The following is a 25,334-nucleotide window of genomic DNA, read 5'->3' on the forward strand; positions in this document are numbered from 1 at the left end:
TCCAGCGACGGCATGTCCATCGAGATGCGTGACACCGACGAGGACGTCTTCAGGGCGGCCGAGGAGCTCGGTATCGATCTGTCGCGGCGCGAGCCGAGCAGCGTCGAAGAAGTCTGACGGTCCCCATACGCGACCTGCGCGTGTCGGCCCGCGACGGAGGAAAGGTGGTCGTCTCCGGCGCGGGCCCGACACGCTGCGGTGGAGCGGAACCGGCGGCTTCGCGAAAGGACCAGGCTCAGTACGGTTCGTCGCCGCGCCGCACGAGCGCTGGGCGGAGCTCGCCGAACGCGTGCACGGCACCGAGCACGCCGTTGATCGATCAGCGGCCTCGCCGACCGAGGTCTTGCTCCATGGCCCAGGCCCGCAGTCCGGCCACGGCTTCGTCCCGTGACAGCGGACCGCGTTCCAGACGCAGATCCTGCAGATAGCGCGTGGCCGCACCGACCAGCGGGCCTGGAGCTATGCCGAGCAACTCCATGATCGCCTTGCCGTCCAACATCACCGGAACGTCGGGCAGCCTCTTGTATCTCTCGCTCTCCTCGGCGGCACGCGCTCTTCTCTCGCGCTCTGCCAGCCACTCCTCATGCCACTCGTCATAGTCCCTCGCCCATTCGGCACGCCGGCCGGCCGATCGCCAGCCGTCCATGTCCTGCTCCCCACCGAGCCCCACCTCCAGGAACAGGTCGTGATGGTCCGCCTCCTCGGAACTGCTCGCAACGACACCGAGCCGGGCGAGCGCGGCGTTGATCGGCCAGCCCTCCCGTGGACCGGTGAAGTCCCAGGTATGCGCCGGACCCCACACCCTCGAACCGGACCGCCACACGGCGGAGGTCTGATATCCGTCCCCGCCGTGGAAGTCCGCCTCCACGTAACCGATCGGCCCACCGCGAGACCAGTCACCCAAGATCTGATCAACGGCCGGGGACATCAGCGTGAACGGCCGAGCCGCTGATCCTCCGCTGTCCCGGCTGTTCAGCGAGCCGGTCAGCTCTTCCAGGAGTCGTCCGGTGACAGGAACCAGCCCCATACGCTGCCGGAGCGGGGTGACAGTCGCTTCCCGCACCCCGGCTATCCGGCTTCTCAGTGGATCGAACCGTCCGATGACGGCGCTGAGCTCGTATGGCATTCACGCACGATAGCCGTACATCCGACGCGAGGATCTTGAGGGCCCGGCTGCGCATCGAGGCCGCGTCCAGGCGGTCGGGCCACTTGCCTGATCAGCCGGTGCCGCGGCGTCCCGAGCATCAGGATGGGCACTGACCGGCGAGGGCGCTGAGGACGGCGTCGATGAACACCGGCGTCCTCGGTTCGTCGGCATGGGGTAGGCCGGGGAATTCGGCCCTGCACGAGGTGCCGGCGATGACGTCGTTGCGGGTCTCGTCGAGCGAGCTCGCCAGCACCGTGTACCGGACCGGGCCCGGAGTGGGGTCGCCGCTGTTGAGCTGCTTGATGAAGCTGTTGGCGGGGCACATCTGCCCGCCTTGCCCGGGTTGCAGAAGGCAGGCGGGCCAGTAGCCGAGCTGCCCGGTGCCCATTGAGACGTAGCTGAGCGTCTGCTCCGCGCCGCCGAGGAACTTCAGGTAGTGGCGCGCGGACAGCCCTCCCATGCTGTGCCCGACGAGGCTGACCTTGCTGCCGTTGTGCGCCTGCCGTACCTGATCCACCAGGTTCTTGATCGCTTCGGCGTTGGCGAGGTTCTCCTCGCCGGGAAGATCGATCGCGTACGCCGGGTGCCCGGCCTGCTCCAACGCCGTCTTCATCTGGTCGAAGACGGCGGGCGTTCCGTTCCAGCCGTGGACCAGGATGACGGGCTCCCGTTGCGCGGCCTGGGCCTGCTGGCCGGTGCACAGCCCGGTCAGCAGGCTGAGCGCAGCGATCAGTAACGGCCCGACGTGCTGTCGTCTCGAGGGCATCGTCGCACCTCCCAACTCGTAGAGGGTGTTCACTTACCTAGTACTCGGTAAGTGAATGGGTTAGATTTAGCACCGTGACCCGCGGCAGGCAAGCCCCCAGCAGGCAGGAACGCGCGCTTCGGCGGCGAGAAGAGATCATCGCCGTCGCCTGCGAACTGTTCGCCCGCGGCGGTTTCCGGGGCACCTCGCTGGCCGACGTCGCCGCCGCGGCGGGCATCACCCAGCCCGGGCTGCTCCATCACTTCGGCAGCAAGGCGGGCCTGTTGCTGGCGGTGATCGAGCGGCGTGACCATGACAGCGAAGCGTTCGCGATGGAACTGCTGGGCATGGCACCCGAAGGGCGGTTGCGAGCCATGCCGGAGTTCGCGCGCCGAAACCGGCAACGGGCGGGGCTGGCCAAGCTGTTCACCGTACTGGTGGCGGAGAGCCTGGAGCCCGACTCTCCAGGCCACGAGCATTTCGTCGACCGCTACCGCGCGATGCGGGCCATCGTCGCCGACAGCATCCGCTCCGCTCAGGCCGCCGGTGTCACCCGGCTGGACATCGACCCCGTGGCCAAGGCGGCCGAGATCATCGCGACTCTGGACGGCCTGCAGACCCAATGGCTGCTCGACCCTGACACGATCGACATCGTCGCCGGTGTCGAGTCCTACGCGCGAACGCTGGAGCACGACCTGACGTGCGGTGTCGCACCACAGGGCCCTCCGGAGAGCGTTCTGTGAGTCACCTCACCGAGCGACCGCGCCCGCGCCGCGCCCATGCGATCCGGTTCCGCGGATGCCGTGCCCGCAGCGTCCCGACCCGGATCCCCGGCGTGCAGGGTGACATCCGCCTGTACGGTGCCCTCGGAGCCCTGCGCCTGCCCCACCTCCGCGCTCACCGTCGAGCGGCCGTCGTCGGCGGGAAAGGCCAGGCGCAGCGCCCTGCCGTCTGAGGCGTCGCGGTACCCGGCGGGTGTGAAGCCCTCCAGGAACCGCATGCTCGCCGCAAGCGAGAACGGCCCGCGCGGGGCGATGGCGATGGCGGTCATGGTCAGTCTTCGTGCGTGGTGATGGCGTAGCCCTCAGGGCCGACGAACGTGAACATCCTGCCGAACGGACCATCCTCGGGCGCCTTGACGATGGGAATCCCGGCGGCGTGGAGCCGGTCGTGCAGGGCCTGCGCGTCAGTGGTCCGGAACCACAGGGCGACCCCGAGGCCGGGCCGCTCGACGGCGTCGAGATCCACTCCCGGCAGCGGCTCGCGGACGGCGAACGGAACCGGTTCGGTGGCGAACACCACCGCGCCGGGCGGCGAGGCAGGCACCCGGCGCAGCCCAAGATGCGTCTCGTAGAAGGCGGCAGCCGCTTCGACATCGCGCACCTGCAGAGCGACGAAGTCCGGCCCGCTGACGGTGACGGTCATGAGTACTCCTCGATCATGGTTTATGTCAGGACTTTGACATAGGAGAAAATAGACGGCACCGCGCTTACATGTCAAACTCCTGACATGCATGAAGGGACTCTCTCCAGCCACACCCCGCCGGCCGCCGACGTGACCGAGCGCCTGGGATACCGCCTCAAGCGCGCCGCCGCGGCGCTGCGCAGCGCGATGGACAGAGCACTGCGTGAGTACGGCCTGACGGTGCCGCAGTACGCCTGCCTCGAACTCCTCGACCAGCGCCCCGGCCTGTCCAACGCCGAGTTGGCCCGCGGCGCCTTCGTCACACGGCAGTCCATGAACGTCGTCCTTCGCGGACTGCAGGACGCCGGCCTCATAACCCGGCCCGCCACCACCGACCACGGTCGCGCTCTGCCCGCCCACCTCACCGAGGAGGGCCACCGTCACCTCGCGTCGGCACGCTCCGCCGTCTACGCCATCGACCAGCGCATGACCGACGCCGTCCCGGAGCGGCGTCTCGCCGAGCTCCTCGCCGACCTCGACCGCATGGCGGAGGCACTCGACGGGTGAGAACGGCCGCACGTTACGATCCGCCGCATGCACAGCGCAGACACCCCAGTTGACGGAGAGGACGTGCGCCGGGTCGTCACCCTGGCCATCGACGCCCTGAGGGATGCCGATCCCCAGGCGTGGGAGGCCAAGGCGGGAACACTCGAGTGGACGTGTTGGGAGACGCTCGAGCATCTGGCCGATGACCTGTTCACCTACGCCGCGAGGTTCGGGCTCACGAAGCCGCCGATGTCCACGCTGTTGCCGTTCCGGACGAGCAGTGACCGAAGCGGCGGGCCGGCGAATGTCATCTTCGTCGAGCGGGCCTCTGGCCCCGAGGGCCTCATGACCGTCCTGGAGGCGTGTGGTGGCCTGCTCGCCTCCGTCCTACGCACCGCCCCCTCGAGCACCGTCGCCTACCACGTCTTCGGCCCCTCGGATCCAGAGGGCTTCGCCGCGATGGCCGTTGTCGAGACCCTCGTGCACACCCATGACGTCACTCAGGGGTTGAATCTGGAATGGTCGCCGCCAAGGGAGTTGTGCGAACGGGTCCTGAAGAAGCTCTTTCCCCATGTCGCCATTGATTCTGACGTCTGGGAGACCCTGCTGTGGGCGACCGGACGCGCCGCCCTCCCCCATCGCCCACGACTCACCGAGTGGCGCTGGTACGGCACGCAGGGGACGTGACTGCCCGCTGCGAGCTCGACGATCCAGTCGCAGGCGATGACGGCACTGGTATTGATCAACCGAAGCATTCACGGCAGGTGCTCCAGAATCAGTCGTGCGACCTCATGCGGCGCCTCCAGATGGACGTCGTGGCCGGTCGGCAGGTCGGCGATCGACACCAGAGGAGTCGTCCGGACGATCGAGGCCAGTTCAAGGCCGAACCCCCGCACGTAGGCGGCGAACACCTTCGCCACCTCGGGTGGCAGCATCTCCCGGATGTCCGACCCGGTCGAGGAGATGACCAGCAGCGGGCAGCGCGTCGCCCGGTAGGTCGCCGGCAGGTCGAGCGCGTCGAACTCGGCTACCAGGTGCGCGAGCGCGGGGTCGGTCGACTGCTCGGTCAGGAACGCCCGCATGATCTGGACGCCTTCGATGGCATCCATTCCCTCGAGCGGCCCGGTCGGGTTGGTGTGCCCGTCGACGTTCACCGCCAGCGGGCACTCCGGGTGAAGGGTGGCCCACAGGGCGGCGACCAGCCCGCCCAGCGAGTGACCCACCACGATCGGCTGGTCCAGGCCGTGGTCGTCGATCGCGGCGGCGACGGCGTCGAGCGCCCCCTGCCACGACCATGTGCCCAGCTCAGGCAGGTCGATCGCGAGGGTCTGGAATCCAGCCGCCTCCAGCATCGGCCGGACCAACCGCCAGTCCGCCTTGGTGCGGCCGGCGCCCGGCAGCAGGAGAACATCACGCATGCGAGGACTGTGGCCCACCGGTATCAGACGGAACAACCGAATATCCCCCTCCTTGTGACACCCGGTCGCCGCGTCCTGGCGATGCGGCCCTATGCGCCGTCGAGCACCGGGAGAGGAACGACGGCACCGACCGTGGTGCCCCCGCCGGGAGTTCCCTTGACGGTGCAGCGCCCGCCCACGGCGGCCAGATGTGCCCCCATCCTGACGATGCCGCGGCCTTTCGCCTCGCCCATGAAGCCTCGGCCGTCGTCACTGATCGTGACCCGCAACCCCTTCGCGCCCCTGGTCACCGCGATGGAGACGACGCGTGCGCCGCTGTGCCTCTCGACGTTGGACAGCGCTTCGGCGAAGCAGCCCAGGACCGCGTCCGCGACCCTCTGGGGCAGCCCCTCGGCGGGCAGCGCCCACGTCTCGATCGTGATCCCCGTGCGTTGTGACCAGCCAGCCAGGCCGGGTAGCGGTGGCCCGGCAGGGCCCGGCGCCGGAAAATCCGATGCGGCCAGGTGGGCGGGCCGCGTAGCCTGGGCCGCATGTCTACGCCCCGGACTTCTTAGCCAGGACACCAGCTTTCGCGTCACAAGTGTGTCCACTGGCTTCTCCGGAGCGTTACTTCATGATTACCTTTCGCGATGTCGACGTGCGCGTCGGCGCTCGTCTTCTGCTGTCCGGCATCACCGCTCACGTCGGTCCAGGCGACCGGGTCGGCCTCGTCGGCCGTAACGGCGCGGGCAAGACCACATTGATGCGCATCCTCGCGGGCCAGGATGCCCCCGCGGCAGGCATGGTCAGCCGTACGGGGCCCGTCGGCTACCTTCCGCAGGATCCCGCGGCGGCCGATCCCGAGCTCACCGTCACCGACCGCATCCTGTCGGCGCGCCGCCTGCACGAGGCGGTGCGCACGCTGCGCGCCGCCGAACACGACATGGGCGGGGGCGGCGAGGCGGCCATGGCCCGCTACGTGCGGGCGGAGGCCGAGTTCCAGGCGCGCGGCGGCTACGCGGCCGAGGCGGAGTCCGCCAGGGTCGCGGCGGGGGTCGGTCTGCCCGACAGGGTGATGGCCCAGCCGATCGGCACGTTGTCCGGCGGGCAGCGGCGGCGGGTGGAGCTGGCCAGGGTGCTGTTCGCCGAGCGCGGCACGCTGCTGCTCGACGAGCCGACCAACCATCTCGACGGCGACTCCATCGCGTGGCTGCGGTCGTTCCTCTCGGGATACCCGGGCGGCCTGGTGGTGATCAGTCACGACACCGAGCTGCTGGCCGAGGTGGTCAACAGGGTATGGCGGCTGGACGCCGACCTGGCGGCGATCGAGGTGCACAACACCGGATGGGAGACCTACCTGGCCGACAGCGCCGCCGCCGAGCGGCGCAGGGGCAGGCAGCGGGCCGCGGCCGAGCGCAAGGCCGCCGCGTTGCACGCCCAGGCCGGAAGGATGCGCTCGAACGTGGCGACGGCAGTCCGCGCCAGGGACATGGCCCGCAGGGCCGACAGGATGCTGGCGGGGGTGGAGCCTGCCCGCCGTACGGAGAGGGTGGCCAGGATCAGGCTGCCCGAGCCCGCGCCGAGCGGGCGGACCCCGCTGGGGGCGGTCAGCCTGGCCAAGTCCTACGGCGAGCTGCCTGTGCTGTCGGGCGTGGATCTGGCCGTCGACCGCGGCAGCAGGCTGGTGGTGCTCGGGCTGAACGGCGCGGGCAAGACCACGCTGCTGAAGATCCTGGCGGGGCGGCTCGCGCCCGACTCGGGCAGGGTGGTGCGCGGGCACGGGCTGCGGCTCGGCTACTTCGCCCAGGAGCACGACACGCTCGATCCCGGTCGCACGGTCGGTCAGAACCTCGCCGACGCGGCGCCGCATCTCACGCACGGGGAGGCGCGCAACGTTCTGGGGTCGTTCCTGTTCGGCGGTGACGACGTCGACAAGCCTGCGGGGGTGCTGTCGGGCGGCGAGAAGACGCGGCTGGCGCTGGCCGGGCTGGTCAGCTCGGGCGCGAACGTGCTGCTGCTCGACGAGCCGACCAACAACCTCGATCCGGCCTCGCGGGCGGAGGTGCTGGGGGCCGTCGGGGCGTACAAGGGGGCGGTGGTGATGGTCACGCACGACGAGGACGCGGTGGAGGCGTTGCGGCCTGACAGGGTGCTGCTGCTGCCCGACGGGGTGGAGGACCTCTGGAACGCCGGGTACGCCGACCTGATCACCCTCGCCTGAACCCCCTGAACAGCCTCGCCTGAACCCGAGACGGATCCGAAGACCACGCATGAGGTAGGACCCGAGACGGATCCGCAGCCACGTGTGAGGCCCGAGACAGCCCGGGCCGCCGGCTTCGCGCGCGCCGGGCCCGAGACCCGGCCCGGCGCAGGCGACGTTTCGTGTACGGGTGCGGCGAGGGTCGGATGGCCGCTCCACTCCACTCCAGATCGCCATGCTGTCGGCGGCGGTCGTGAACGACGGCTCGCTGATGCGGCCCTATCTTGCGCGCGCCTCCAGGCGAGCGTGCGGATGCGGTGAAGGTGTGGGCGCGCCTCCGGGCGAGGGGGCGGCTGGGTGGACGAGGGTTCAGTCGGTGAGGGGCTCGAGGGTGAGTTCGTCCAGGTGGGCGGGGTCGGCGATCAGGTCGATCGCCGTGATCCGGCCCTCGGTGAGCGTGAACGCGAACACCACCTTGGGCTTCCCGGCCGGCGCCCACACCGCGCCCGCCGCCCCGTCGATCAGCGCGAGTACCGCCGTACGGGCGCGTCCCAAGAACGACTCGGCGACCGCGTCCGCGCCTCTGATGAGCCCCGTCGCGCCCACCGCCACCGCGGCGCCGTCGGCCCGCAGGACCACGTCGGGGTCGAGCATCGCGACGAGCGCGGCGAAGTCGCCGCCGCGGGAGGCGGCCAGGAAGGCGTCGACGATCTCGCGCTGCCTGACGAGGTCGATGCCGGGCGTGGGGGCGGAGCCCCCGGCTCCCCCAACGCCCACAACTCCCTCGGCACTCCCGGCACCCTCGCTCCTGGCATCCTCGGCACTCCCTGCCCCCTCAGCGCCGCCGGCGCCTCGGGCGCCCTGCACGCGCCGGCGGGCGCGGCTGGCCAGTTGCCTGCTCGCGGCGGGGCTGCGGCCCACGACGGGCGCGACCTCGTCGAACGGCACGCCGAACAGGTCGTGGAGCACGAACGCCAGCCGTTCGGCGGGTGTCAGCGTGTCGAGCACGACGAGCAGCGCGAGCCCCAGCGAGTCGGCCATGAGCGCCTCGTTCTCGGGGTCGTCCCCGCTGACGATCGGCTCGCGCCCGTCGTCATCCAGCGGGTACTCGCGGCGCGTGGTGCGGGAGCGCAGCATGTTCAGGCAGATCCTGCTCACGATCGTGGTCAGCCAGCCGCCCATGTTCTCCACGTCGCCGGTGCCGGAGCGGCTGAGCCGTAGCCAGGCCTCCTGGAGGGCGTCGTCGGCCTCGCTGAGCGAGCCCAGCATCCGGTAGGCGACCCCCCGCAGGTGGGGCCGGTACTCCTCGAAACGGTCCGCCAGAAAATCGTGTTCGCTCATCGGTCACTTTCTCCCGTGTCGACGTGTCAGACCACTGACCCGGCAAACCACGCCGATGTGACAATCTATGGAGATGACCGACATGCCCCCTGAAGCTCGTACGCCGAAGCAGCGTAAGCAGGACACCCTGGACAGGCTCGAGCACGATGTGGACGTGTGGGTGGCGAGCGCCGATCAGGAGGGCGGCCCGTATCTGATGCCGCTGTCTTTCCTGTGGGACGGCACCGGCCTGCTGCTGTCGACGGCGGCGAGCAACCCGACCGCTCGCAACCTGGAGGTGTCGGGCACCGTCAGGCTCGGCCTCGGGCTCACCAGGGACGTCGTCCTCATCGAGGGCAGCGTGCAGACGCTCGCGTCGGATGAGATCTCGCAGGAGGTCGGCGACGCGTTCGCGGTCAAGACCGGCTTCGACCCGCGGCGGCTGCGCAGTCCCTACCTCTATTTCCGCGTGACGCCGCAACGGGTGCAGGCGTGGCGGGAGGTCAACGAGCTGAAGGATCGCGATCTCATGCGCGACGGAGAGTGGCTGGTTCAGGAGTGAGGGCCAGCGCCCGGCGTTCGGCGGGATCGGTGCCGCCCCAGACGCCGTCGGCCTGGCGGGTGGTGATCGCGTAGTCGAGGCACGGCCGTCTGACGGGACAGCCGTGGCAGATGGCCTTGGCCCGCTCCACCTGCGCGTGTCCCGCGCCTTGGAGCGAGATGGGGAAGAAGATCTCGGGGTCCTCGTCCAGGCAGGCGGCCCGGCGCGAGCGCTCGAGGATGAACATGGAATTCCAGACGTGTCAGCGGGCGGCGTGTCCAGCCCGGGTACCCGGTCATGAGCCGAGCAAACCGTCCCAGTCGGCGAGGAACCTGGCGATGCCGTATCTGGACAGCGCGGCCGCGCGGGCGGCTTTGCCGTACTGGCTCGCCATGGCGGGGTCGCCGACGAACGCCGACAGCGCCTCGACCAGCACGGGCAGCTTGGTGGACAGGACGCCCGCCTCCGGGGGGACGGCCTCGATCGCCTCGGTGGCGGCCAGCGCCACGACGGGCAGGCCGATCATCATGGCCTCGATGAGCGAGAGGCCAAGCGAGGTCCAGCGGTAGGGGTGCAGGTAGGCGCGGCGGCGGGCGAGGGCGGCGTGGAGTTCGGCCTGGGGAAGGTCGAAGGCCGGGTACGGCAGGCCCGACGTCTTCATGCCGAAGACGTCGAGCGGCACCTGGAAGGCGGCGAGCAGGTCGGTGCCCGCCACGCGTGTCCTGCGGACCGGTTCGTTGACGACCACGCCCGCGCGAGGGAGCTCACCGGTGTGGAGGTGGCCGGGGTCGACGACGCCGTGCTCGATCACGTGGACGGGGGCGATGCCGTTGTCCCAGTAGAGCGCGTTGAAGTGGGTGACGTGCACCAGCGGGATGGCCGACTGCCCGGCGAGCGGGTGCCGGGTGGAGGGGACGTCGCCCTTGGGCGTGTTGTGCTCGACGTAGACGCCGGGGACCGTCCTGCCGAGCCAGTCCCCGGCCAACTCGATCTCGTGCGGGCGCTGGTAGACGACGAGGTCAATGCGCTCGTCCGCGAGCCTGTCCCACGGCACCTCGCGAACCGAGGACGGCCAGTCGAAGCTCTGCGCCCTCCCCCGCCCGTCGGGGTCGCGTCCCGGTGTGAGCGGCACGAGGTAGGTGTGGCTGCCCTGGACGAACGAGGTGGTCCATGAACCGTGGACGTGCCAGAGCAGGATGTTCATGCGCGCACCCATCCCACCGCTTCGCGTAGGTCGTGGGCGACCTCGGGAGCGGCGACGATCTCGCTGGGCCGGGTCTTCGGCGTGGGCACCAGGATGGCGCGGGCTCCCGCTGCCCTGGCCGCCTGCATGTCCTTGCCGATGTCCCCGATGACCACGCAGTCGGCCGGGTCGACGCCGAGCGCCCCCGCCGCCTTCAGCACCAGGCCGGGGTTCGGCTTACGGCAGGCGCAGCCGTCGTCCTCGCCGTGGACGCAGATGGCCCACGCGTCGAACGGGCCGAGCAGTTCCTCGACGCGCTCGTTGACCTGGTGGAGCTCGTCGGGCGTGATGAGCCCGCTGGCCACGCCTGACTGGTTGGTCACGACCGCCACAGGGATCCCAGCCGCGCGTAGCGCCGTCAACGCCTCCAGCGCGCCGGGCATCGGCTCGACGAGGCTCGGATCATTGTTGTAAGGGACATCCTTTATCAAGGTGTCATCGCGGTCGAAAAGCACGGCCGCGGCGGGCCGATGCGTGAACATGAGTGGCGGCTACCCCGTCTACCTTGTGTTTAACAAGGGCTTCTCTCGGTAGCGCTTCTCCCATGAGGTTCCTGGGGATCAACGCGGTCTTTCACGACCCGGCCGCTGCCCTCGTGATCGACGGCGACGTCGTCGCGGCCGCGGAGGAGGAACGGTTCAGCCGCCGCAAGCACGGCAAGCGCCCCGTCCCGTTCTCGGCCTGGGAACTGCCCGAGCAGGCCGCCGCGTGGTGTCTCGCCGAAGCGGGACTGCGGCCTGAGGATCTCGACGCGGTGGCCTACTCCTACGACCCTTCGCTGGTCCGGCAGGAGACGGGGGCTCCGTGGGAGGACCTGCGCACCATGTACACGACGAGGGCGCCGAGCTTCCTGGCCACGGCGCTACCGGGGCTCGACCCCGCCCAGGTGCGCTTCGTGCCGCATCACGTGGCGCACGCGGCCTCGGCGGGGCTGGCCGCGCCGTACGAGGAGTGCGCGGTCTTGGTGTGCGACGGCCGCGGGGAGGCCGTCTCGCACCTGGCGGGGCACTACAGGGGCGGCGAGCTGACCACGCTCGCCACGCAGGAACTGCCGCACTCGCTCGGCCTGATGTACGAGGAGGTGACCGAGCACCTCGGCTTCACGCGTTCGAGCGACGAGTACAAGGTGATGGCGATGGCCTCCTACGGCACGCCGCGCCACCTCGACGTGCTGCGCGAGCTCGTCACGGCCACGGGCGACGGCGGCTTCAGCGTCGAGCCCATCGACTGGGGCGGCTTCGCCAAGCGGCTCGGCCATGGCGAGACCTGGACCGCCGACCACGCCGACCTGGCCGCCAGCGTCCAGACGCGGCTGGAGGAGGTGCTGCTCGAACTGGCCTTCTGGCTGCACGACAGGACGAGGGCGCGATGCCTGGCGATGGCGGGCGGGGTGGCGCTCAACTGCGTGGCCAACACCAGGCTGCTGGCCGAGGGGCCGTTCGAGGAGATCTGGGTGCAGCCGGCCGCGGGCGACTCGGGCACCGCGCTGGGCGGCGCCCTGCACCTGGCCCAGGAGTACGGCGAGCCCGCCGCGCCCATGCGGGGCGCCGACCTCGGCCGCGGCTGGACGGAGGGCGAGCTGGCCGCGTGGCTGAAGGTGGCGCGGGTGCCGTACTCGCGGCCGGAGAATCTGGCGGCCGAGGTGGCGCGGGCGCTGGCCGAGGACAGGATCGTGGCCTGGTTCCAGGGCCGCAGCGAGTACGGCCCGCGCGCTCTCGGCCGCCGCTCCCTGCTGGCCCACCCCGGCTTCGCCCGCAACACCGAGCGGCTGAACGACGTCAAAGGACGCGAGCAGTTCCGTCCTGTCGCGCCGATGGTGCTGGAGTCGAGGGCGCACGAGATCTTCGCCAGGGGCCCGGTGCCCTCGCCGTACATGCTGTTCGTCCACGACGTGCGGTCCGACTGGCGGGAGCGGATCCCCGCCGTGGTGCACGTGGACGGGACGGCCCGCATCCAGACGGTGTCGCGGGAGCACGACCCGCTGATGGCCGAGGTCCTCGAACGGTTCGAGGGGCTGTCGGGGCTGCCCGTGGTGGTCAACACCAGCCTGAACACCGCGGGAAGGCCGATGGTCGACTCGCCGAGGGACGCGCTGGAGTGCTTCGGCTCCTCGCCCGTGGACGTGCTCGTGACGGGGCCGTTCGTGGTGCGGAGGGCGACGTGATCACCATCGTCATCCCCACGATCGGGCGGGCCTCCCTGGCCCGGGCGATCCCCGACGGGGTGCCGGTGATCGTGGTGGAGGACACCGAGCGGAAGGGGCCCGCCGCGGCGCGCAACAGGGGGTGGCGGCAGGCGCGGACGCCCTGGGTGGTGTTCCTCGACGACGACGTGGTCCCGGGCGAGGGGTGGCTGGAGGCGCTTATCAGGGACCTGGCGGACCTGCCGGAGGACGTCGGCGGCAGCCAGGGCAGGATCGAGGTGCCGCTGCCGTCCGGCCGCCGCCCGACCGACGCCGAGCGCAACACCGCCGGCCTGGCCCGCGCCGAGTGGATCACCGCCGACATGGCCTACCGGCGGTCGGCGCTGGAGAAGGTCGGGGGGTTCGACGAGCGCTTTCCTCGCGCCTACCGGGAGGACGCCGATCTCGCGCTGAGAGTGCGGGAGGCGGGCTTCCGGCTGGTCAGGGGTGAGCGGGTGACGCGGCATCCGGTGCGGAACGACGGCTTCTGGGCCAGCGTGCGCTTCCAGCGGGGCAACGCCGACGACGCCCTGATGCGCAGGGTGCACGGGCCCGGCTGGCGGTCGCGGATCGGGGCGGGCGGGCTGCTGCCCCGTCACGCGGCCACGACCGTGCTGGGGCTCGGCGCCCTGGCTCTCGCGCTCGCGGGGACGAGGCGTGGCGCGCTGGCCGCCGCGGCCGGATGGGCGGCGCTCAGCGCGAGGTTCGCGTGGGAGCGCATCGTCCCCGGCCCCGGAACGCCTGGCGAGGTGGCGAGGATGACGGTCACCAGCGTCGTCATCCCGCCCGCCGCCTGCCTGCACCGCCTGCGCGGCGAGCTGGAGGTACGCCGGTGACGGGGACCGTCCTGGTGGCCCGGCCGGACAGCGCGGGCGACGTGATCCTCGCAGGTCCGGCCATCCGCGCGGTCAGGGCCCGTGCCGAGGCGGTGGTGCTGCTGGCGGGTCCGCTGGGCCGCGCGGCGGCGGAACTCCTGCCGGGAGTCGATCGCGTGATCGAGTGGCGGACCCCGTGGATCGACATCGATCCGCCGCCGGTCACCCGCGAGCACGTCGCCCGGCTCATGGAGCTGCTGCCTGCCGCCGACGAGGCGCTGATCCTCACCTCCTTCCACCAGTCCGCGCTCCCCCTGGCCCTGCTCCTGAGGCTGCGGGGCGTGGGGCGGATCACCGCGATCAGCGAGGACTATCCGGGATCCCTGCTCGACGTCAGGGTCCGGGTCGACGAGACCAGGCACCTGCCCGAGGCCGAGCGGATGCTCGCCGTCGCCAGGGCGGCGGGCTTCGACGGCGGCGACGCCACGCCGGCCGTCAAGCGGCCGCCGCCGAGCGTCGTCGGCCCGCCGGGCTACGTCGTCGTCCATCCGGGCACCGCCGCGCCCGCCCGCGCGTGGCCGCCGCACCGGCACAGGGAGGCGGTCGAGGCGCTGTCCTTCGAGGGCTTCACGGTGGTCGTCACCGGCGGCAGGAGCGAGCGGGCGCTGACGGCCGAGGTGGCCGGGCGGCATGGCGTCGACCTGGGCGGCCTGACGAGCCTGCCCGAGCTGGCGGGGGTGCTGGGCGACGCCTGCGCCCTCGTCGCGGGCAACACAGGGCCCGCCCATCTGGCCGCCGCCGTCGGCACTCCCGTGGTCAGCCTCTTCGCCCCCGTCGTGCCCGCAGGACGCTGGGCGCCGTACGGCGTGCCGTACGTGCTGCTGGGCGATCAGCAGGCGGCGTGCAAGGACACGAGGGCACGCCTGTGCCCGGTCAGAGGCCATCCGTGCCTGTCGGGAGTGACGGCGGAACAGGTCGTCAAAGCAGTGAGGGAGCTGGTGACATGAGAATCGATCTCATCTCCGAGCACGCCGATCCGCTGGCGGTGGTGGGCGGGGTCGACGCGGGTGGGCAGAACGTCCACGTCGCAGCCCTGGCCGTCGCCCTGGCGGAGCGCGGTCACGAGATCGTCGTGCACACCAGGCGAAGCGCTCCTGACCAGCCGCGCAGCGTGCCGCTGGCGGACGGGGTGCGGGTGGAGTACGTCACCGCGGGGCCGGCCGCGCCGGTGCCGAAGGACGAGCTGCCGCCGTACATGCCGGATTTCGCCAAGGAGCTGTCGCGGCGGTGGGCGGCGCGGCCGCCGGAGATGGCGCACGCGCACTTCTGGATGAGCGGCAGGGCCGCCTTGCTGGCCGCGCGCGGCCGTCCCGTGGTGCAGACCTTCCACGCGCTCGGCTCGGTCAAGCGGCGCTGGCAGGGCAGGGCCGACACCAGCCCGCCCGGCCGGATCGCGGTGGAGACGCAGATCGGACGGCGGGCGGCGGCGGTCGTGGCGACCTGTGCCGACGAGGTGACCGAGCTGCGGGCCATGGGCGTGCCCGACCGCCGGGTGTCGATCGTGCCGTGCGGGGTCGACCTGGACCGTTTCACCCCCGACGGTCCCCGGGCCCCCAAGGGTGCCGTCAAACGGGTGCTGAGCATCGGCAGGCTGGTGCCGCGCAAGGGCGTCGACACCGTGCTGCGGGCGCTGCGCGAGGTGCCCGAGGTCGAGCTGATGATCGCCGGCGGCTCGGCCGACGACCCGGAGGCGGTCAGGCTGTCGGAGCTGGCGGCCGCGTACGGGCTGGCCGGCAGGGTGAAGGTGATCGGCAGCATCCCCCGTGACGAGGTGCCCGTGCTGATGCGCTCGGCGGACGTGGTGGTGACGGTGCCGTGGTACGAGCCGTTCGGCATGGTGCCGCTCGAGGCGATGGCCTGCGGGGTGCCGGTGATCGCCTCCGCGGTGGGCGGCCACCTCGACACGGTCGCGGGCTCCGGCCTCCTGGTGCCGCCGCGCCGCCCGCAGGCGCTGGCCCGCGCCCTGCGGGACGTGCTCGACGACCCGGACAGGGCCGCCCAGCTCGGCGCGGCGGGGGCCCGCAGAGCACGGGCGCGGTACGGCTGGCCGCACGTGGCCGAGCAGACGGAGGCCGTCTACCTGAGCGTGCTGGAAGGCAGGGTGAGAAGGGGGATGAGATGCACAGGCACCTGATCAGACTGCGCGACGCGCTGTCGATGAGCGCCGACCAGGCGCCCACGGTCGAGGCGTGGGGTCGCAAGCTCGCGGCCGTCCTCGGCGGCGGGGGCAGGCTGCTGGTGTGCGGCAACGGCGGTTCGGCCGCCGAGGCGCAGCACCTGACGGCCGAACTGGTGGGCAGGTTCAGGGGCGAGCGGCGGCCGTTCGCGGCGATCGCGCTGCACGCCGACACCTCGTCGGTGACGGCGATCTCCAACGATTTCGGCGCGGACGTCGTCTACGCCCGCCAGGTGTGCGCGCACGGCCGCCAGGGCGACGTGCTGATCTGCCTGTCGACCAGCGGCTGCAGCGGCAACGTGCTGGCCGCGGCGCGGGCCGCCCGCGACTGCGGGCTCATCACGTGGGCCATGACGGGCATGGCGCCCAATCCGCTGGCCGAGCTGAGCGACGAGGTCGTCGCCGTGCCCGAGGCCGACACGGCGACCGTCCAGGAAGTGCATCTGGCGATGATCCACCTGCTCTGCGACTCGATCGAGGAGGCGTGCGCGTGAAGACAGGACCGCTTGTCGTCATCGGCGACACGCTGCTGGACGTCGACATCGACGGAGCCGCCGAGCGCATCGCGCCCGACGCGCCCGTTCCTGTCGTCGACGTCGAGGAGGAACACGTGCGGCCGGGCGGGGCCGGGCTGGCGGCACTGCTGGCCGCCCGCGACGGCGCGGACGTGGTGCTGATCACCGCGCTCGCCGACGACCCGCAGGGCCGTACGCTGCGCTCGCTGCTGAACGGCCATGTGGAGGTCGTCAGGCTGCCGCTGCACGGCACCACGGTGTGCAAGACCAGGGTCAGGGCCAGGGGGCAGACGCTGGTGCGGATCGACACCGGTGACGGGCGGGCGCCGGCCCGCGTGACCGACACGGTGCGCGCGGCGGTGCGCGGGGCCGGCACCGTGCTCGTGTCCGACTACGGCAGAGGCGTCGCCGACTCGGTGCTCGACCTGCTCGGCGAGGTGAGCGTGCCGGTCGTGTGGGATCCGCATCCGAGGGGCGCGGTGCCGGTGCGGGGGTGCGTGCTGATCACGCCGAGCGAGGCGGAGGCCAGGCGGCTGTGCCCGCCGCCGTACACCAGCCCCGACCTGGCGGCCCGCCACCTGACGAAGGTCCTGCACGCGCAGGCCGTCGCGGTGACGCTGGGCCCGCACGGCGCGGCGTTCGCCCACGCGAGCGGCCACCACAGCAGGATCCCGCCGCCGATGCTCACCTCCGGCCCGGACGTGTGCGGGGCGGGCGACAGGTTCGCCGGAGCGGCCGCGCTGGCGCTGCGCGACGGGCTGCCGGTGGAGGACGCGGTCGCCGTCGGCGTCGGCGAGGCCTCCAGGTTCGTCGAGAGCGGCGGAGCGGCGGCCATCAGGCTGCAGAGCCACGAGATGGGCGACAGGCCGCGTACGCCGATGGAGGTCGCCGAGCTGGTCAGGGCCGGTGGGGGACGGCTGATCGCCACCGGCGGGTGTTTCGACCTGCTGCACGCCGGGCACGTGAGCCTCCTGCGGAGGGCGAGGGCGCTGGGCGACGCGCTGATCGTGTGCGTCAACTCCGACGCCTCGGCCAAGCGGCTCAAGGGCCCCGGCAGGCCGGTCGTGGGGCAGCGCGACCGCGTGGAGGTGCTGAGGGCACTGGCCTGCGTGGACGCCGTCATGGTGTTCGAGGAGGACACCCCCGGCCCTGCCATCGAACGGCTGCGGCCGCACGTGTGGGTCAAGGGCGGCGACTACTCGGGCCGCGAACTGCCCGAGGCCGCTTCGCTGCGGCGGGTCGGCGCGGAGACCGTCGTGCTGGCCAGCGTGCCGGGCAGGTCCACGACCGGGCTCATCGCCGCCGTGCAGGAGACATGAGGAGGGAAGCGATGCTGGGGAACATCCTGATCACCGGCGGGGCCTCGGGCCTCGGCCTCGCGGTCGCCGAGGCGGTCGCGAAGGCGGGAGGCAGGCCGCTGGTGGTGGATGTGCGCGCCACGGACGGATTCGACCAGGCGATCGCCGATTTGGCCGTACGGGAGCAGGCCGAACAGGCGGTGCGGGAGCTTGCCGAGCGGGCCGGCGGCCTCGACGGGGTGGTCACCGCGGCGGGGATCGACGCCTGCGGGCGGCTGGAGGAGGTGCCCGCCGACGACTGGGAGCGCGTGATCAAGGTCAACCTCGTCGGGACGGCCTCGGTCGTGCGGGCGGCGCTGCTGTACCTGAAGCGGTCGTCGGGACGGGTGGTGACCTGCGCCTCGACGCTCGGGCTTCGCGCGGTCGGCGACGCGACGGCCTACTGCGCGGCCAAGTTCGGCGTGGTCGGCTTCACCAGGGCGCTGGCGGCCGAGCTGGCGGGCCAGGTGGGGGTGACGATGCTGGTGCCCGGCGGGATGTCGACGCACTTCTTCGACGACCGGCCCGAGCAGTACAGGCCGGGTCCCGGCGCCAAGCTCAACCGGCCTGAGGACGTGGCGCAGACCGTGGTGTTCGCGCTGTCGCAGCCGTCCGGCTGCGAGGTGCGCGAACTCGTGGTCTGCCCCTCCACGGAGACCTCGTGGCCCTAGAGGTCCTGGTGCTGCGGGGGCTGGGACTGGGGGACCTGCTGACGGCGGTGCCCGCGCTGCGGGCGCTGCGCCGCGCCTTCCCCGCCAGCCGCCTCGTACTGGCCGGTCCTCCGGCGCTGGAACCGCTGCTGCCGGTGGACCAGGTGATCGAGGTGCGGGGGCCCGGCCCCGTCCCGTACGAGTCCCCGGAGATCGCCGTCAACCTGCACGGCAAGGGCCCGCAGAGCACCCGGGCGCTGCGGGCGACCCACCCAGGGCGGCTGCTGACCCACGGGGGCGGCGGCCCGCCGTGGCGCGAGGGCGTGCACGAGGTGCGCCGCTGGTGCGACCTGCTGGAGTGGTACGGCGTGCGGGCCGACCCCGCCGACCTGCGCCTGGGAGGCGGCGACAGGGGCGGGCCCGCGGTGGTCCATCCCGGCGCGGCCTTCCCGTCCAGGAGGTGGCCGCCCGACCGGTTCGCCGCGGTGGTCGCGGAGCTGCGGCGAAGGGGGCACGAGGTGGCCGTCACGGGAGGCGCGACCGAGCGGGGGCTGGCCGAGCGGGTGGCAGGAGACAGCGGGGCCCTGGTGCTCGCGGGGCGGACGGACGTGCGGCAGCTGGCCGCGCTGGTCCGCGACTCCCGGATGGTGGTGTGCGGCGACACGGGGGTCGCGCATCTGGCCACCGCCTACGGCACCCCTTCGGTACTGCTGTTCGGCCCCGTCTCCCCCGCCCTGTGGGGGCCGCCCCCCGATGGCCCGCACACCGTGCTGTGGAAGGGCGGTTCCGGCGACCCGCGCGGCTGCTCCCCCGATCCAGGTCTGTTGGAGATCGAAGTCGACGAAGTGATCGAGGCGATGCCGCGATGAGAGCCGTGGTGACGGGAGGCGCCGGGTTCCTCGGCTCCTACCTGTGCGAGAAGCTGCTGGAGAGGGAGGCCGAGGTCGTCTGCATGGACAGCTTCCTCACCGGCTCTCCGCGCAATCTGGAACACCTGCTGGACAGGCCCCGGTTGCACATCGTCGAGTGCGACCTGACGGGGTTCGTGCACGTGCCTGGCACGGTGGACCTGGTGCTGCACTTCGCCTCGGCCGCCTCGCCCACCGACTACCTGAGGCACCCGATCGAGACGCTCAAGGTGGGCAGCCTGGGCACGCTGCACGCGCTCGGCCTGGCCAAGGAGAAGGCGGCGCGGTTCGTGCTGGCCTCCACCAGCGAGGTCTACGGGGATCCGCTCGAACACCCGCAGCGGGAGACGTACTGGGGCAACGTCAACCCCGTGGGGCCGCGCAGCGTTTACGACGAGGCCAAGCGCTTCGCCGAGTCCCTGACCACCGCCTACCGCAACTCGCACGGCACCGACACGGGCATCGTGCGGATCTTCAACACCTACGGTCCCCGCATGCGGCCCTTCGACGGCAGGGCGATCCCCACCTTCATCAGGCAGGCGCTGGCGGGCGAGCCGATGACCGTGACGGGGGACGGCAACCAGACCCGCTCCATCTGCTACGTCGACGACACCGTGGAGGGCATCCTGCGCATGGCCGACAGCGACTTCGCGGGCCCGGTGAACATCGGCAACCCCGACGAGCTGACCATGGTCGAGCTGGTCGAGCTGATCCGCGACCTGGCGGGCTCGTCGTCGCCGATCGCGTTCATCGACAGGCCCGTCGACGACCCGAAGGTCCGCAGACCCGACACCAGCCTGGCCGCCGCCGAGCTGGGCTGGCGGCCCCTGGTCGGGGCCGAGGAGGGGCTGCGCCGTACGGTCGAGTGGTTCGCAGGGCTCGACTCGCTCGCGCGGCTCGGCGGGCCGGTGGAGGATCGCGCCGTGCAACGGGAAGCGTGACCCGGCGCGTGCGGGGGCCGGGTCCGCTCCGTCCACTCCCTCGCCGCTCAGTCGGTCGTGAGCGCGTCGAGCGGGTCGCCTGATGGAGCGCAACATGTCGGCCGCCCTGATGGCCGGGGACGAGGCGCTCTAGAGCTTCACTCCGAGCAGCGCGTCGACCAGGTCGCGCGCCAGACCGGGCGCGGCGGCGTCGGAGCCGCCCTCCGCCAGGGCCGTGGCGGCCCACGCGTCGATGGCGGCCAGCGCGCCGGGCGCGTCGAGGTCGTCGGCCATCCGCTCGCGCACCGTGGCCAGCAGCCGGTCCGCGGCGGGCGCGGACGGCAGCGCGACGGCGGCCCGCCACCGCTCCAGCCTGGTCTCGGCCGCGGCGATCTGGTCGTCGGTGTACTCCCAGTCGGCGCGGTAGTGGTGGGCCAGCAGCACCAGCCTGACCGCCATCGGGTCGTGCTCGACCCTCAGCTTGGAGACGAACACCAGGTTGCCGCGCGACTTCGACATCTTCTCGCCGTCGAGCGCCACCATGCCCGCGTGGGTGTAGAACTTGGCGAACGGCCACTCGCCGCTGGCCGCGTAACCCTCGGAGGCGCCGCACTCGTGGTGGGGGAAGATCAGGTCGGAGCCTCCGCCCGCGACGTCGAAGCCGGCGCCCAGGTTGGCCAGGGCGATCGCCGTACACTCCACGTGCCAGCCGGGTCGGCCCGGTCCGAACCGGGAGGGCCAGGAGGGCTCGCCAGGCCGCTCGGCCCGCCACAGCAGCCAGTCGAGCGGGTCGCGCTTGCCCTGACGTTCGGGGTCGCCGCCGCGCTCGCCGAACAGCGTCAGCATCTCCTCGCGGCTGTAGCCCGACACCTCGCCGAACTTGGGCGCGTCGGCGACGCTGAAGTAGACGTCGCCGTCGACGGAGTAGGTGACGCCCTTGGCTGCCAGCTGCTCGATCAGGCCGGCGACCTGGTCGACGACCTCGGTCACGCCGACGTACTCGCGCGGCGGCAGGATGCGCAGCTCCCGCATGTCGGTCCTGAACAGCTCGATCTCGCGCTCGGCCAGCTCGCGCCAGTCCTGCCCGGTCTGCTCGGCCCGCTCCAGCAGCGGGTCGTCCACGTCGGTGGCGTTCTGCGTGTAGTGGACCTCGTGGCCGCCGTCCCTCCACACCCTGCTCACCAGGTCGAAGGCCAGGTAGGTGTTGGCGTGGCCGAGGTGCGTGGCGTCGTACGGTGTGATCCCGCACACGTACATCCTGGCGGTGGCCCCCGGCTCGGTCAGCCGCACCTGGCGCGCCGCGGTGTCATACAACCTCAGAGGTACGGCGGTGCCGGGCAGGCTGGGAACATCAGGGGTAGACCACGATCGCATGCTTTGACCTTATCCGTCTCGGGAAACACCACGATCAACGCGAGGCAGCCGCACCGCATTCCACCTGCTGAGATCGGAGAACTCGTAGCCGAGCCCTCCGCCGCCGATGGTGATCAGCGTGGCCGACAGCGAGGCGTAGATCCGGCCGTCGGGAAGCTCGTGCCGTACGGTGGCCGCCTCGACCAGGTCGCGCCAGTCGGCGGCGGCGGCGAACAGGGGGCGCAGCTCGACCGCCTTGGGGTCGTCGTCGCGGCCGCTGTTGACGATGACGGTGGTGCCCTCGGGCAGCTCGGCGGCCGTCAGGCGCTCGCCATCCCACGACCACACGCGCGCGCGGGATCGGTCGGCCACCACCAGGTGGAAGGGGTCGAAGCGGGACAGCTCGATCTCGGGCATGTCGCCGGTCACGACGGCGCGCAGCGGCAGCTCGCCCCTGGAGATCTTGGTCCGCTCGTCGGCGGGCAGGCCGCGCCCGTTGAGCAGCGCGGCGACGCGATCATGGGACGGCAGGGCCGCCAGCCACGTGCCGCCCGCCTTGAGGTCGCGCCCGCCGACGACGCCCGGGTATTCGGGCCAGTGCTCGCCTGGGCCCTCCCACGGCCGATCAGCGAACTCGTCACGCACACCCAGCAGAGTCAGCGGCTCACCCGTCCGCACGATGACCGTACACACGCGGACAGACTACCTATATGGGCGGCCAGGGAATCGCGGGCCAGTCTTCCGAGGGGTAGGGGTGCACGCCGGTGTCGAGCAGCCGCCTGACCCTGGCCCACGTGGCCTCCACCTCGGCGAGGGTGAGCAGCTCGCGAAGTCGGCGGCCGAGTTGTCCCGACTCCAGATCACGCTCCAGCTTGGCCAGCACGCCGACGGCCTCGCGCGGCAGCGTCTTGCCCCGCCACTGCCACAGCACGGTGCGGAGTTTGTCCTCCGCGGAGAAGCAGACGCCGTGGTCGACGCCGTAGATGGACTCGCCGTCCGGCATGGGCAGCAGGTGGCCGCCCTTGCGGTCGGCGTTGTTGACGACCGCGTCGAAGACGGCCATCTTCCGCAGCGCGGGGTGGCGGCTGCGGATCAGGCTCATCAGGTCGGTCTCCTGGTCGGTGTCGATCCACAGCTGGCACATACCGGGGCCGAAGGGGCCCTCGCGGTAGACCGTGGGCGGCACGATCCGCCAGCCCGTCGCCCTGGACACCTCGTAGGCGGCGACCTCGCGGGCGGCGAGTGTGCCGTCGGGGAAGTCCCACAGCGGGCGCTCGCCGCGCACCGGCTTGTAGACGCAGGCCGCCGAGCGGCCCCCGAGCGTGATGCCGCAGTAGAGGGTCATGTTCGTCGCCTCGACCAGGCGGCCGGCCACCTCCAGCCGGCCGTCCTTGAGCAGCCTGAGAGCGGCTTCTTCGTCGTAGCGGAGGTCTTCAAGCTCGCGCTCGGGCACGCTCACGTAGCGACCTCACCTCCGCGGTAGCCGTTCAGGCGCACGCAGATGTGGCCTTCGGCGTCGAGTGGCTGACCACACAGCGGGCAGGGAGGGCGGCCCTGCGCCACGATCTTCAGCGCGCGCTGGGAGAAGGCCCTGGCGGCGCCCGCGCTGATGTGGACCCTCAGCATGCAGGGCTCCGGGGCTTCCAGGTCTTCCTCGTCGGTGATCTCCTGGGCTTCGATCACGACCTGGTCCCTGTCGGGGTCCCACGCCAGCGCCATCGTGCCGACCCTGAAGTCCTCGGTGATCGGCTGGTCGAGCGGCGCGTTGTCGGTCAGGTCGGCGGGCGCGACGGCCGGCACGTGAGCGGTGCCCCCACTGCGTCTGAGCACCTCGTCGAGCAGCTCCTCGAGCTTGCCGGCGAGGGCGGCGACCTGCAGCTTCTCAAGAGCGACCGTGGTCAGTCTGCCCTCGGCTCGGGCCTGCAAGAAGAAGATCCGTGCCCCCGGCTGCCCCAAGGCACCCGCCACGAACCTCTCTGGTGGGTCGTAGTCGAAGACCGGCATAGCCCGACCTTACGTGGTTCCTGGTCCGCCGCCGACGGCGGCATCGCTCCCGGTGATGTTTTCTCCCCCGTCTTTCTCCTCCGAACCCTCAGGAAGCCGCAATTCCCCCACATCGTTAAGCCTGAGAACAAAGGGACGCAAGGGGGTATAGCGGATGATCGTTATGGAGGCCGGATCAGCAGTTATGCGCTGAAACTGATCGAGGTGGAGCCCGAGAGCGTCGGCCACGATCGCCTTGATCACGTCACCGTGCGTGCACGCCAGGTAGACGCCTTTCTCCCCGAGCCGCTCGTTCCAGTCACGCACCGCTGCCACCGCGCGGTGCTGGACGTCGGCCAGCGCCTCTCCGCCGGGGAAGACGGCCGCGCTCGGATGGGACTGCACGACCCGCCAGAGTGGTTCCTTGGCCAGCTCGGTCAGCGGTCGTCCGGTCCATTCGCCGTAGCCGCACTCGCCGAACCTGTCGTCGGTCTGGACCTCCAGGTCTCTGGCGTCCGCCACGGCCTGCGCGGTCTCCTGGCAGCGTTCGAGCGGGCTCGAGACGATGGCGTCCAGCTTCACCGCGGCGAGCCGCTCGGCCAGCGCCTTGGCCTGGTCGCATCCGGCGTCGCTGAGATGAACGTCAGGGGTCCAGCCGGCGAGGACGGGACCGGTCAGAGCGGTGAGGCCGTGTCTGGCCAGGAGGACGGTCGCCATGAGACAAGTCTTGCAGGCGTGGATCACGTTCCTTTGCCTGGGCTGGCGGTAGCCTGGCCGAATTCCTGGCCGAGATCGACAGACGGGAGCGCCGGAGCTTCATGGAACAACGCTATGTCGGTCGGAGCGGCCTTTCGGTGTCCCGTCTCGGCCTCGGCACGATGACATGGGGCAGGGACACCGACGCCGAGGACGCGGCCGCTCAGCTGCGCACCTTCGCCGAGGCGGGCGGCAACCTGATCGACACGGCCGACGTCTACACAGGCGGCGACGCCGAGCGGCTGCTCGGGCGGCTGCTCAGGGACGCCGTGCCGCGTTCCGAGCTGGTCATCTCCACCAAGGCCGTGCTCACCCCCGCGGCGCGGCGGCCGCGTGACGCCTCGCGGCGCCATCTGATCGCCGCCATCGACGCCTCGCTCACCCGGCTCGGCGTCGACTACGTCGACCTGTGGCAGTTGCACACCTACGACCCCGAGGTGCCGCTGGAGGAGACGCTGGCGGCCCTCGACGCGATCGTCGCCTCCGGCAGGGCGGTCTACGCGGGCGTGTGCGACTACACCGGCTGGCAGCTGGCGGCCGCCGCCGTGACGCAGCGCGCGACCCCCACCCGGATCCCGATCACCGCGGCGCAGGTGGAGTACTCGCTGCTGGCCCGCGATCCCGAGCGCGAGGTGCTGCCCGCGGCCGACCACGTGGGTGCGGGCGTGCTGGCCTGGTCGCCGCTGGGCAGGGGGGTGCTGACCGGCAAGTACCGCACCGGCATCCCCGCCGACTCGCGCGCCGCCACTCCGCACTTCGCCGACTTCGTCCGCCCCTACCTGGACGAGCGCTGCCGCAGGGTGGTGGAGTCGGTCACGACCGCGGCGGAGGGGCTGGGCGTCTCCCCGCTCTCGGTGGCGCTGTCATGGGTGCGCGACCAGCCCGGCGTCTCCTCGGCGATCGTCGGCGCCCGCACCCACGCTCAGCTGAGCGGCATCCTGCTGTCGGAGGACGTGGCGCTGCCGCGCGAGATCCGCGAGGCGCTGGACGACGTCTCCTCCCTCGACTGAGCCCCGCGCCCGCCCGGGTAATGCGGGGATGCGTCACGACGATCAACGTGAGTAGGCTGATCGTCTCCTTAGCGCATCGAGGGCGAGTAGAACGAGAGTCACCCTCGCGTATCACTAGTCGATATC

The 25,334-nt window shown here is 71.6% G+C and carries 29 protein-coding genes; 15 read left to right on the top strand and 14 right to left on the bottom strand.

Translation table 11 applies throughout. The annotated features are described in order from the left end of the window. Positions 1-319: 319 nt before the first annotated feature. Together AB0B45_RS48595 and AB0B45_RS48600 are read right to left on the bottom strand one after the other, a co-directional pair. On the bottom strand, positions 320-868 hold the full coding sequence (locus AB0B45_RS48595) for a hypothetical protein (protein ID WP_358145382.1): 549 nt from the start codon (positions 866-868) through the stop codon (positions 320-322). Positions 869-1,244: 376 nt separating this feature from the next. Next, positions 1,245-1,913 (bottom strand): alpha/beta fold hydrolase, encoded by a 669-nt coding sequence (locus tag AB0B45_RS48600; RefSeq protein WP_358145384.1) that lies wholly within the window; start codon positions 1,911-1,913, stop codon positions 1,245-1,247. A 74-nt stretch (positions 1,914-1,987) separates the two neighbouring features. On the opposite strand from AB0B45_RS48600, the gene AB0B45_RS48605 reads away from it, so the two are divergent. Continuing rightward, the gene (locus AB0B45_RS48605; protein WP_358145386.1) at positions 1,988-2,635 is read left to right on the top strand and encodes a TetR/AcrR family transcriptional regulator; all 648 of its coding nucleotides are present in this window, start codon (positions 1,988-1,990) and stop codon (positions 2,633-2,635) included. Between the two features lie 310 nt (positions 2,636-2,945). On the opposite strand, the gene AB0B45_RS48610 is transcribed toward AB0B45_RS48605, so the two are convergent. Then, on the bottom strand, positions 2,946-3,317 hold the full coding sequence (locus AB0B45_RS48610; RefSeq protein WP_358145388.1) for a VOC family protein: 372 nt from the start codon (positions 3,315-3,317) through the stop codon (positions 2,946-2,948). A gap of 84 nt (positions 3,318-3,401) precedes the next feature. On the opposite strand from AB0B45_RS48610, the gene AB0B45_RS48615 reads away from it, so the two are divergent. Both AB0B45_RS48615 and AB0B45_RS48620 read left to right on the top strand, forming a co-directional pair. After that, positions 3,402-3,863 carry a MarR family transcriptional regulator gene (locus AB0B45_RS48615; protein ID WP_358145390.1) on the top strand — a complete coding sequence of 154 codons (462 nt, stop codon included), beginning with the start codon at positions 3,402-3,404 and terminating at the stop codon, positions 3,861-3,863. A gap of 27 nt (positions 3,864-3,890) precedes the next feature. Continuing rightward, positions 3,891-4,529: a hypothetical protein gene (locus AB0B45_RS48620; protein WP_358145392.1), complete on the top strand. Its 639-nt coding sequence runs from the start codon at positions 3,891-3,893 to the stop codon at positions 4,527-4,529. A 68-nt stretch (positions 4,530-4,597) separates the two neighbouring features. Here AB0B45_RS48620 and AB0B45_RS48625 read toward each other — a convergent pair whose 3' ends face one another. Next, positions 4,598-5,260: an alpha/beta fold hydrolase gene (locus AB0B45_RS48625; RefSeq protein WP_358145394.1), complete on the bottom strand. Its 663-nt coding sequence runs from the start codon at positions 5,258-5,260 to the stop codon at positions 4,598-4,600. An 89-nt stretch (positions 5,261-5,349) separates the two neighbouring features. Further along, positions 5,350-5,838, bottom strand: a complete 489-nt coding sequence (locus AB0B45_RS48630) for a hypothetical protein (RefSeq protein WP_358145396.1) — start codon at positions 5,836-5,838, stop codon at positions 5,350-5,352. A 35-nt stretch (positions 5,839-5,873) separates the two neighbouring features. On the opposite strand from AB0B45_RS48630, the gene AB0B45_RS48635 reads away from it, so the two are divergent. Beyond that, positions 5,874-7,460 carry an ABC-F family ATP-binding cassette domain-containing protein gene (locus AB0B45_RS48635; RefSeq protein WP_358145398.1) on the top strand — a complete coding sequence of 529 codons (1,587 nt, stop codon included), beginning with the start codon at positions 5,874-5,876 and terminating at the stop codon, positions 7,458-7,460. A gap of 348 nt (positions 7,461-7,808) precedes the next feature. Here the strand turns inward: AB0B45_RS48635 and AB0B45_RS48640 are convergent, their stop codons facing one another. After that, positions 7,809-8,780 (bottom strand): sigma-70 family RNA polymerase sigma factor, encoded by a 972-nt coding sequence (locus AB0B45_RS48640; protein WP_358145400.1) that lies wholly within the window; start codon positions 8,778-8,780, stop codon positions 7,809-7,811. An 82-nt stretch (positions 8,781-8,862) separates the two neighbouring features. Between AB0B45_RS48640 and AB0B45_RS48645 the strand changes: the two genes are divergently transcribed. Then, a complete protein-coding gene (locus AB0B45_RS48645; RefSeq protein ID WP_358145402.1) occupies positions 8,863-9,321 on the top strand; it encodes a pyridoxamine 5'-phosphate oxidase family protein in 459 nt (152 codons plus the stop codon). On the opposite strand, the gene AB0B45_RS48650 is transcribed toward AB0B45_RS48645, so the two are convergent. Genes AB0B45_RS48650 through AB0B45_RS48660 form a run of 3 tightly spaced genes read right to left on the bottom strand, consistent with a single transcriptional unit; the run spans position 9,287 to position 11,025 of the window. Continuing rightward, positions 9,287-9,547 (bottom strand): WhiB family transcriptional regulator, encoded by a 261-nt coding sequence (locus AB0B45_RS48650; RefSeq protein WP_358145404.1) that lies wholly within the window; start codon positions 9,545-9,547, stop codon positions 9,287-9,289. The genes AB0B45_RS48645 and AB0B45_RS48650 overlap by 35 nt on opposite strands. Positions 9,548-9,595: 48 nt before the next feature. Further along, the gene (locus AB0B45_RS48655) at positions 9,596-10,504 is read right to left on the bottom strand and encodes a glycosyltransferase (RefSeq protein WP_358145406.1); all 909 of its coding nucleotides are present in this window, start codon (positions 10,502-10,504) and stop codon (positions 9,596-9,598) included. Beyond that, positions 10,501-11,025: an HAD family hydrolase gene (locus AB0B45_RS48660; protein ID WP_358145408.1), complete on the bottom strand. Its 525-nt coding sequence runs from the start codon at positions 11,023-11,025 to the stop codon at positions 10,501-10,503. Before AB0B45_RS48660 ends, AB0B45_RS48655 begins: the two co-directional genes overlap by 4 nt. A 62-nt stretch (positions 11,026-11,087) precedes the next feature. On the opposite strand from AB0B45_RS48660, the gene AB0B45_RS48665 reads away from it, so the two are divergent. From AB0B45_RS48665 to AB0B45_RS48705, 9 genes are read left to right on the top strand one after another with little or no spacing between them, the layout of a single operon-like run. Further along, entirely contained in the window at positions 11,088-12,707 is a 1,620-nt protein-coding gene (locus AB0B45_RS48665) for a carbamoyltransferase C-terminal domain-containing protein (protein WP_358145410.1), read from the top strand. Continuing rightward, entirely contained in the window at positions 12,704-13,561 is an 858-nt protein-coding gene (locus tag AB0B45_RS48670) for a glycosyltransferase (RefSeq protein ID WP_358145412.1), read from the top strand. Before AB0B45_RS48665 ends, AB0B45_RS48670 begins: the two co-directional genes overlap by 4 nt. Next, the gene (locus AB0B45_RS48675; protein WP_358145415.1) at positions 13,558-14,547 is read left to right on the top strand and encodes a glycosyltransferase family 9 protein; all 990 of its coding nucleotides are present in this window, start codon (positions 13,558-13,560) and stop codon (positions 14,545-14,547) included. Before AB0B45_RS48670 ends, AB0B45_RS48675 begins: the two co-directional genes overlap by 4 nt. Further along, positions 14,544-15,734, top strand: coding sequence for a glycosyltransferase (locus AB0B45_RS48680; RefSeq protein WP_358145417.1), 1,191 nt, complete (start codon positions 14,544-14,546; stop codon positions 15,732-15,734). The genes AB0B45_RS48675 and AB0B45_RS48680 overlap by 4 nt, the downstream gene beginning before the upstream one ends. Continuing rightward, positions 15,719-16,270, top strand: a complete 552-nt coding sequence (locus tag AB0B45_RS48685; RefSeq protein ID WP_358145419.1) for an SIS domain-containing protein — start codon at positions 15,719-15,721, stop codon at positions 16,268-16,270. The genes AB0B45_RS48680 and AB0B45_RS48685 overlap by 16 nt, the downstream gene beginning before the upstream one ends. Continuing rightward, the gene (locus tag AB0B45_RS48690; RefSeq protein ID WP_358145421.1) at positions 16,267-17,610 is read left to right on the top strand and encodes a PfkB family carbohydrate kinase; all 1,344 of its coding nucleotides are present in this window, start codon (positions 16,267-16,269) and stop codon (positions 17,608-17,610) included. Before AB0B45_RS48685 ends, AB0B45_RS48690 begins: the two co-directional genes overlap by 4 nt. Positions 17,611-17,621: 11 nt before the next feature. Beyond that, positions 17,622-18,299: an SDR family oxidoreductase gene (locus AB0B45_RS48695; RefSeq protein ID WP_358145423.1), complete on the top strand. Its 678-nt coding sequence runs from the start codon at positions 17,622-17,624 to the stop codon at positions 18,297-18,299. After that, a complete protein-coding gene (locus AB0B45_RS48700; protein ID WP_358145425.1) occupies positions 18,290-19,147 on the top strand; it encodes a glycosyltransferase family 9 protein in 858 nt (285 codons plus the stop codon). Before AB0B45_RS48695 ends, AB0B45_RS48700 begins: the two co-directional genes overlap by 10 nt. Continuing rightward, positions 19,144-20,127, top strand: coding sequence for a UDP-glucuronic acid decarboxylase family protein (locus AB0B45_RS48705; protein WP_358145427.1), 984 nt, complete (start codon positions 19,144-19,146; stop codon positions 20,125-20,127). The genes AB0B45_RS48700 and AB0B45_RS48705 overlap by 4 nt, the downstream gene beginning before the upstream one ends. Positions 20,128-20,256: 129 nt before the next feature. On the opposite strand, the gene mshC is transcribed toward AB0B45_RS48705, so the two are convergent. Genes mshC through AB0B45_RS48730 form a run of 5 tightly spaced genes read right to left on the bottom strand, consistent with a single transcriptional unit; the run spans position 20,257 to position 24,159 of the window. Continuing rightward, positions 20,257-21,480 carry a cysteine--1-D-myo-inosityl 2-amino-2-deoxy-alpha-D-glucopyranoside ligase gene (gene mshC / locus AB0B45_RS48710; RefSeq protein ID WP_358145429.1) on the bottom strand — a complete coding sequence of 408 codons (1,224 nt, stop codon included), beginning with the start codon at positions 21,478-21,480 and terminating at the stop codon, positions 20,257-20,259. Between the two features lie 9 nt (positions 21,481-21,489). Then, positions 21,490-22,152, bottom strand: a complete 663-nt coding sequence (locus AB0B45_RS48715; protein ID WP_358145431.1) for an NRDE family protein — start codon at positions 22,150-22,152, stop codon at positions 21,490-21,492. Between the two features lie 13 nt (positions 22,153-22,165). After that, positions 22,166-22,918, bottom strand: a complete 753-nt coding sequence (locus tag AB0B45_RS48720; RefSeq protein WP_358145433.1) for an SCO1664 family protein — start codon at positions 22,916-22,918, stop codon at positions 22,166-22,168. Then, positions 22,915-23,463 carry a DUF3090 domain-containing protein gene (locus AB0B45_RS48725; protein WP_358145435.1) on the bottom strand — a complete coding sequence of 183 codons (549 nt, stop codon included), beginning with the start codon at positions 23,461-23,463 and terminating at the stop codon, positions 22,915-22,917. The genes AB0B45_RS48720 and AB0B45_RS48725 overlap by 4 nt, the downstream gene beginning before the upstream one ends. A gap of 9 nt (positions 23,464-23,472) precedes the next feature. Then, on the bottom strand, positions 23,473-24,159 hold the full coding sequence (locus AB0B45_RS48730; protein ID WP_358145437.1) for a histidine phosphatase family protein: 687 nt from the start codon (positions 24,157-24,159) through the stop codon (positions 23,473-23,475). A gap of 101 nt (positions 24,160-24,260) precedes the next feature. On the opposite strand from AB0B45_RS48730, the gene AB0B45_RS48735 reads away from it, so the two are divergent. Beyond that, positions 24,261-25,208: an aldo/keto reductase gene (locus AB0B45_RS48735; protein WP_358145439.1), complete on the top strand. Its 948-nt coding sequence runs from the start codon at positions 24,261-24,263 to the stop codon at positions 25,206-25,208. Positions 25,209-25,334: the final 126 nt, after the last annotated feature.

Origin of the sequence: Nonomuraea sp. NPDC049152 (assembly GCF_040648355.1) — a bacterium.
In the GTDB taxonomy this organism is placed as follows: domain Bacteria; phylum Actinomycetota; class Actinomycetes; order Streptosporangiales; family Streptosporangiaceae; genus Nonomuraea.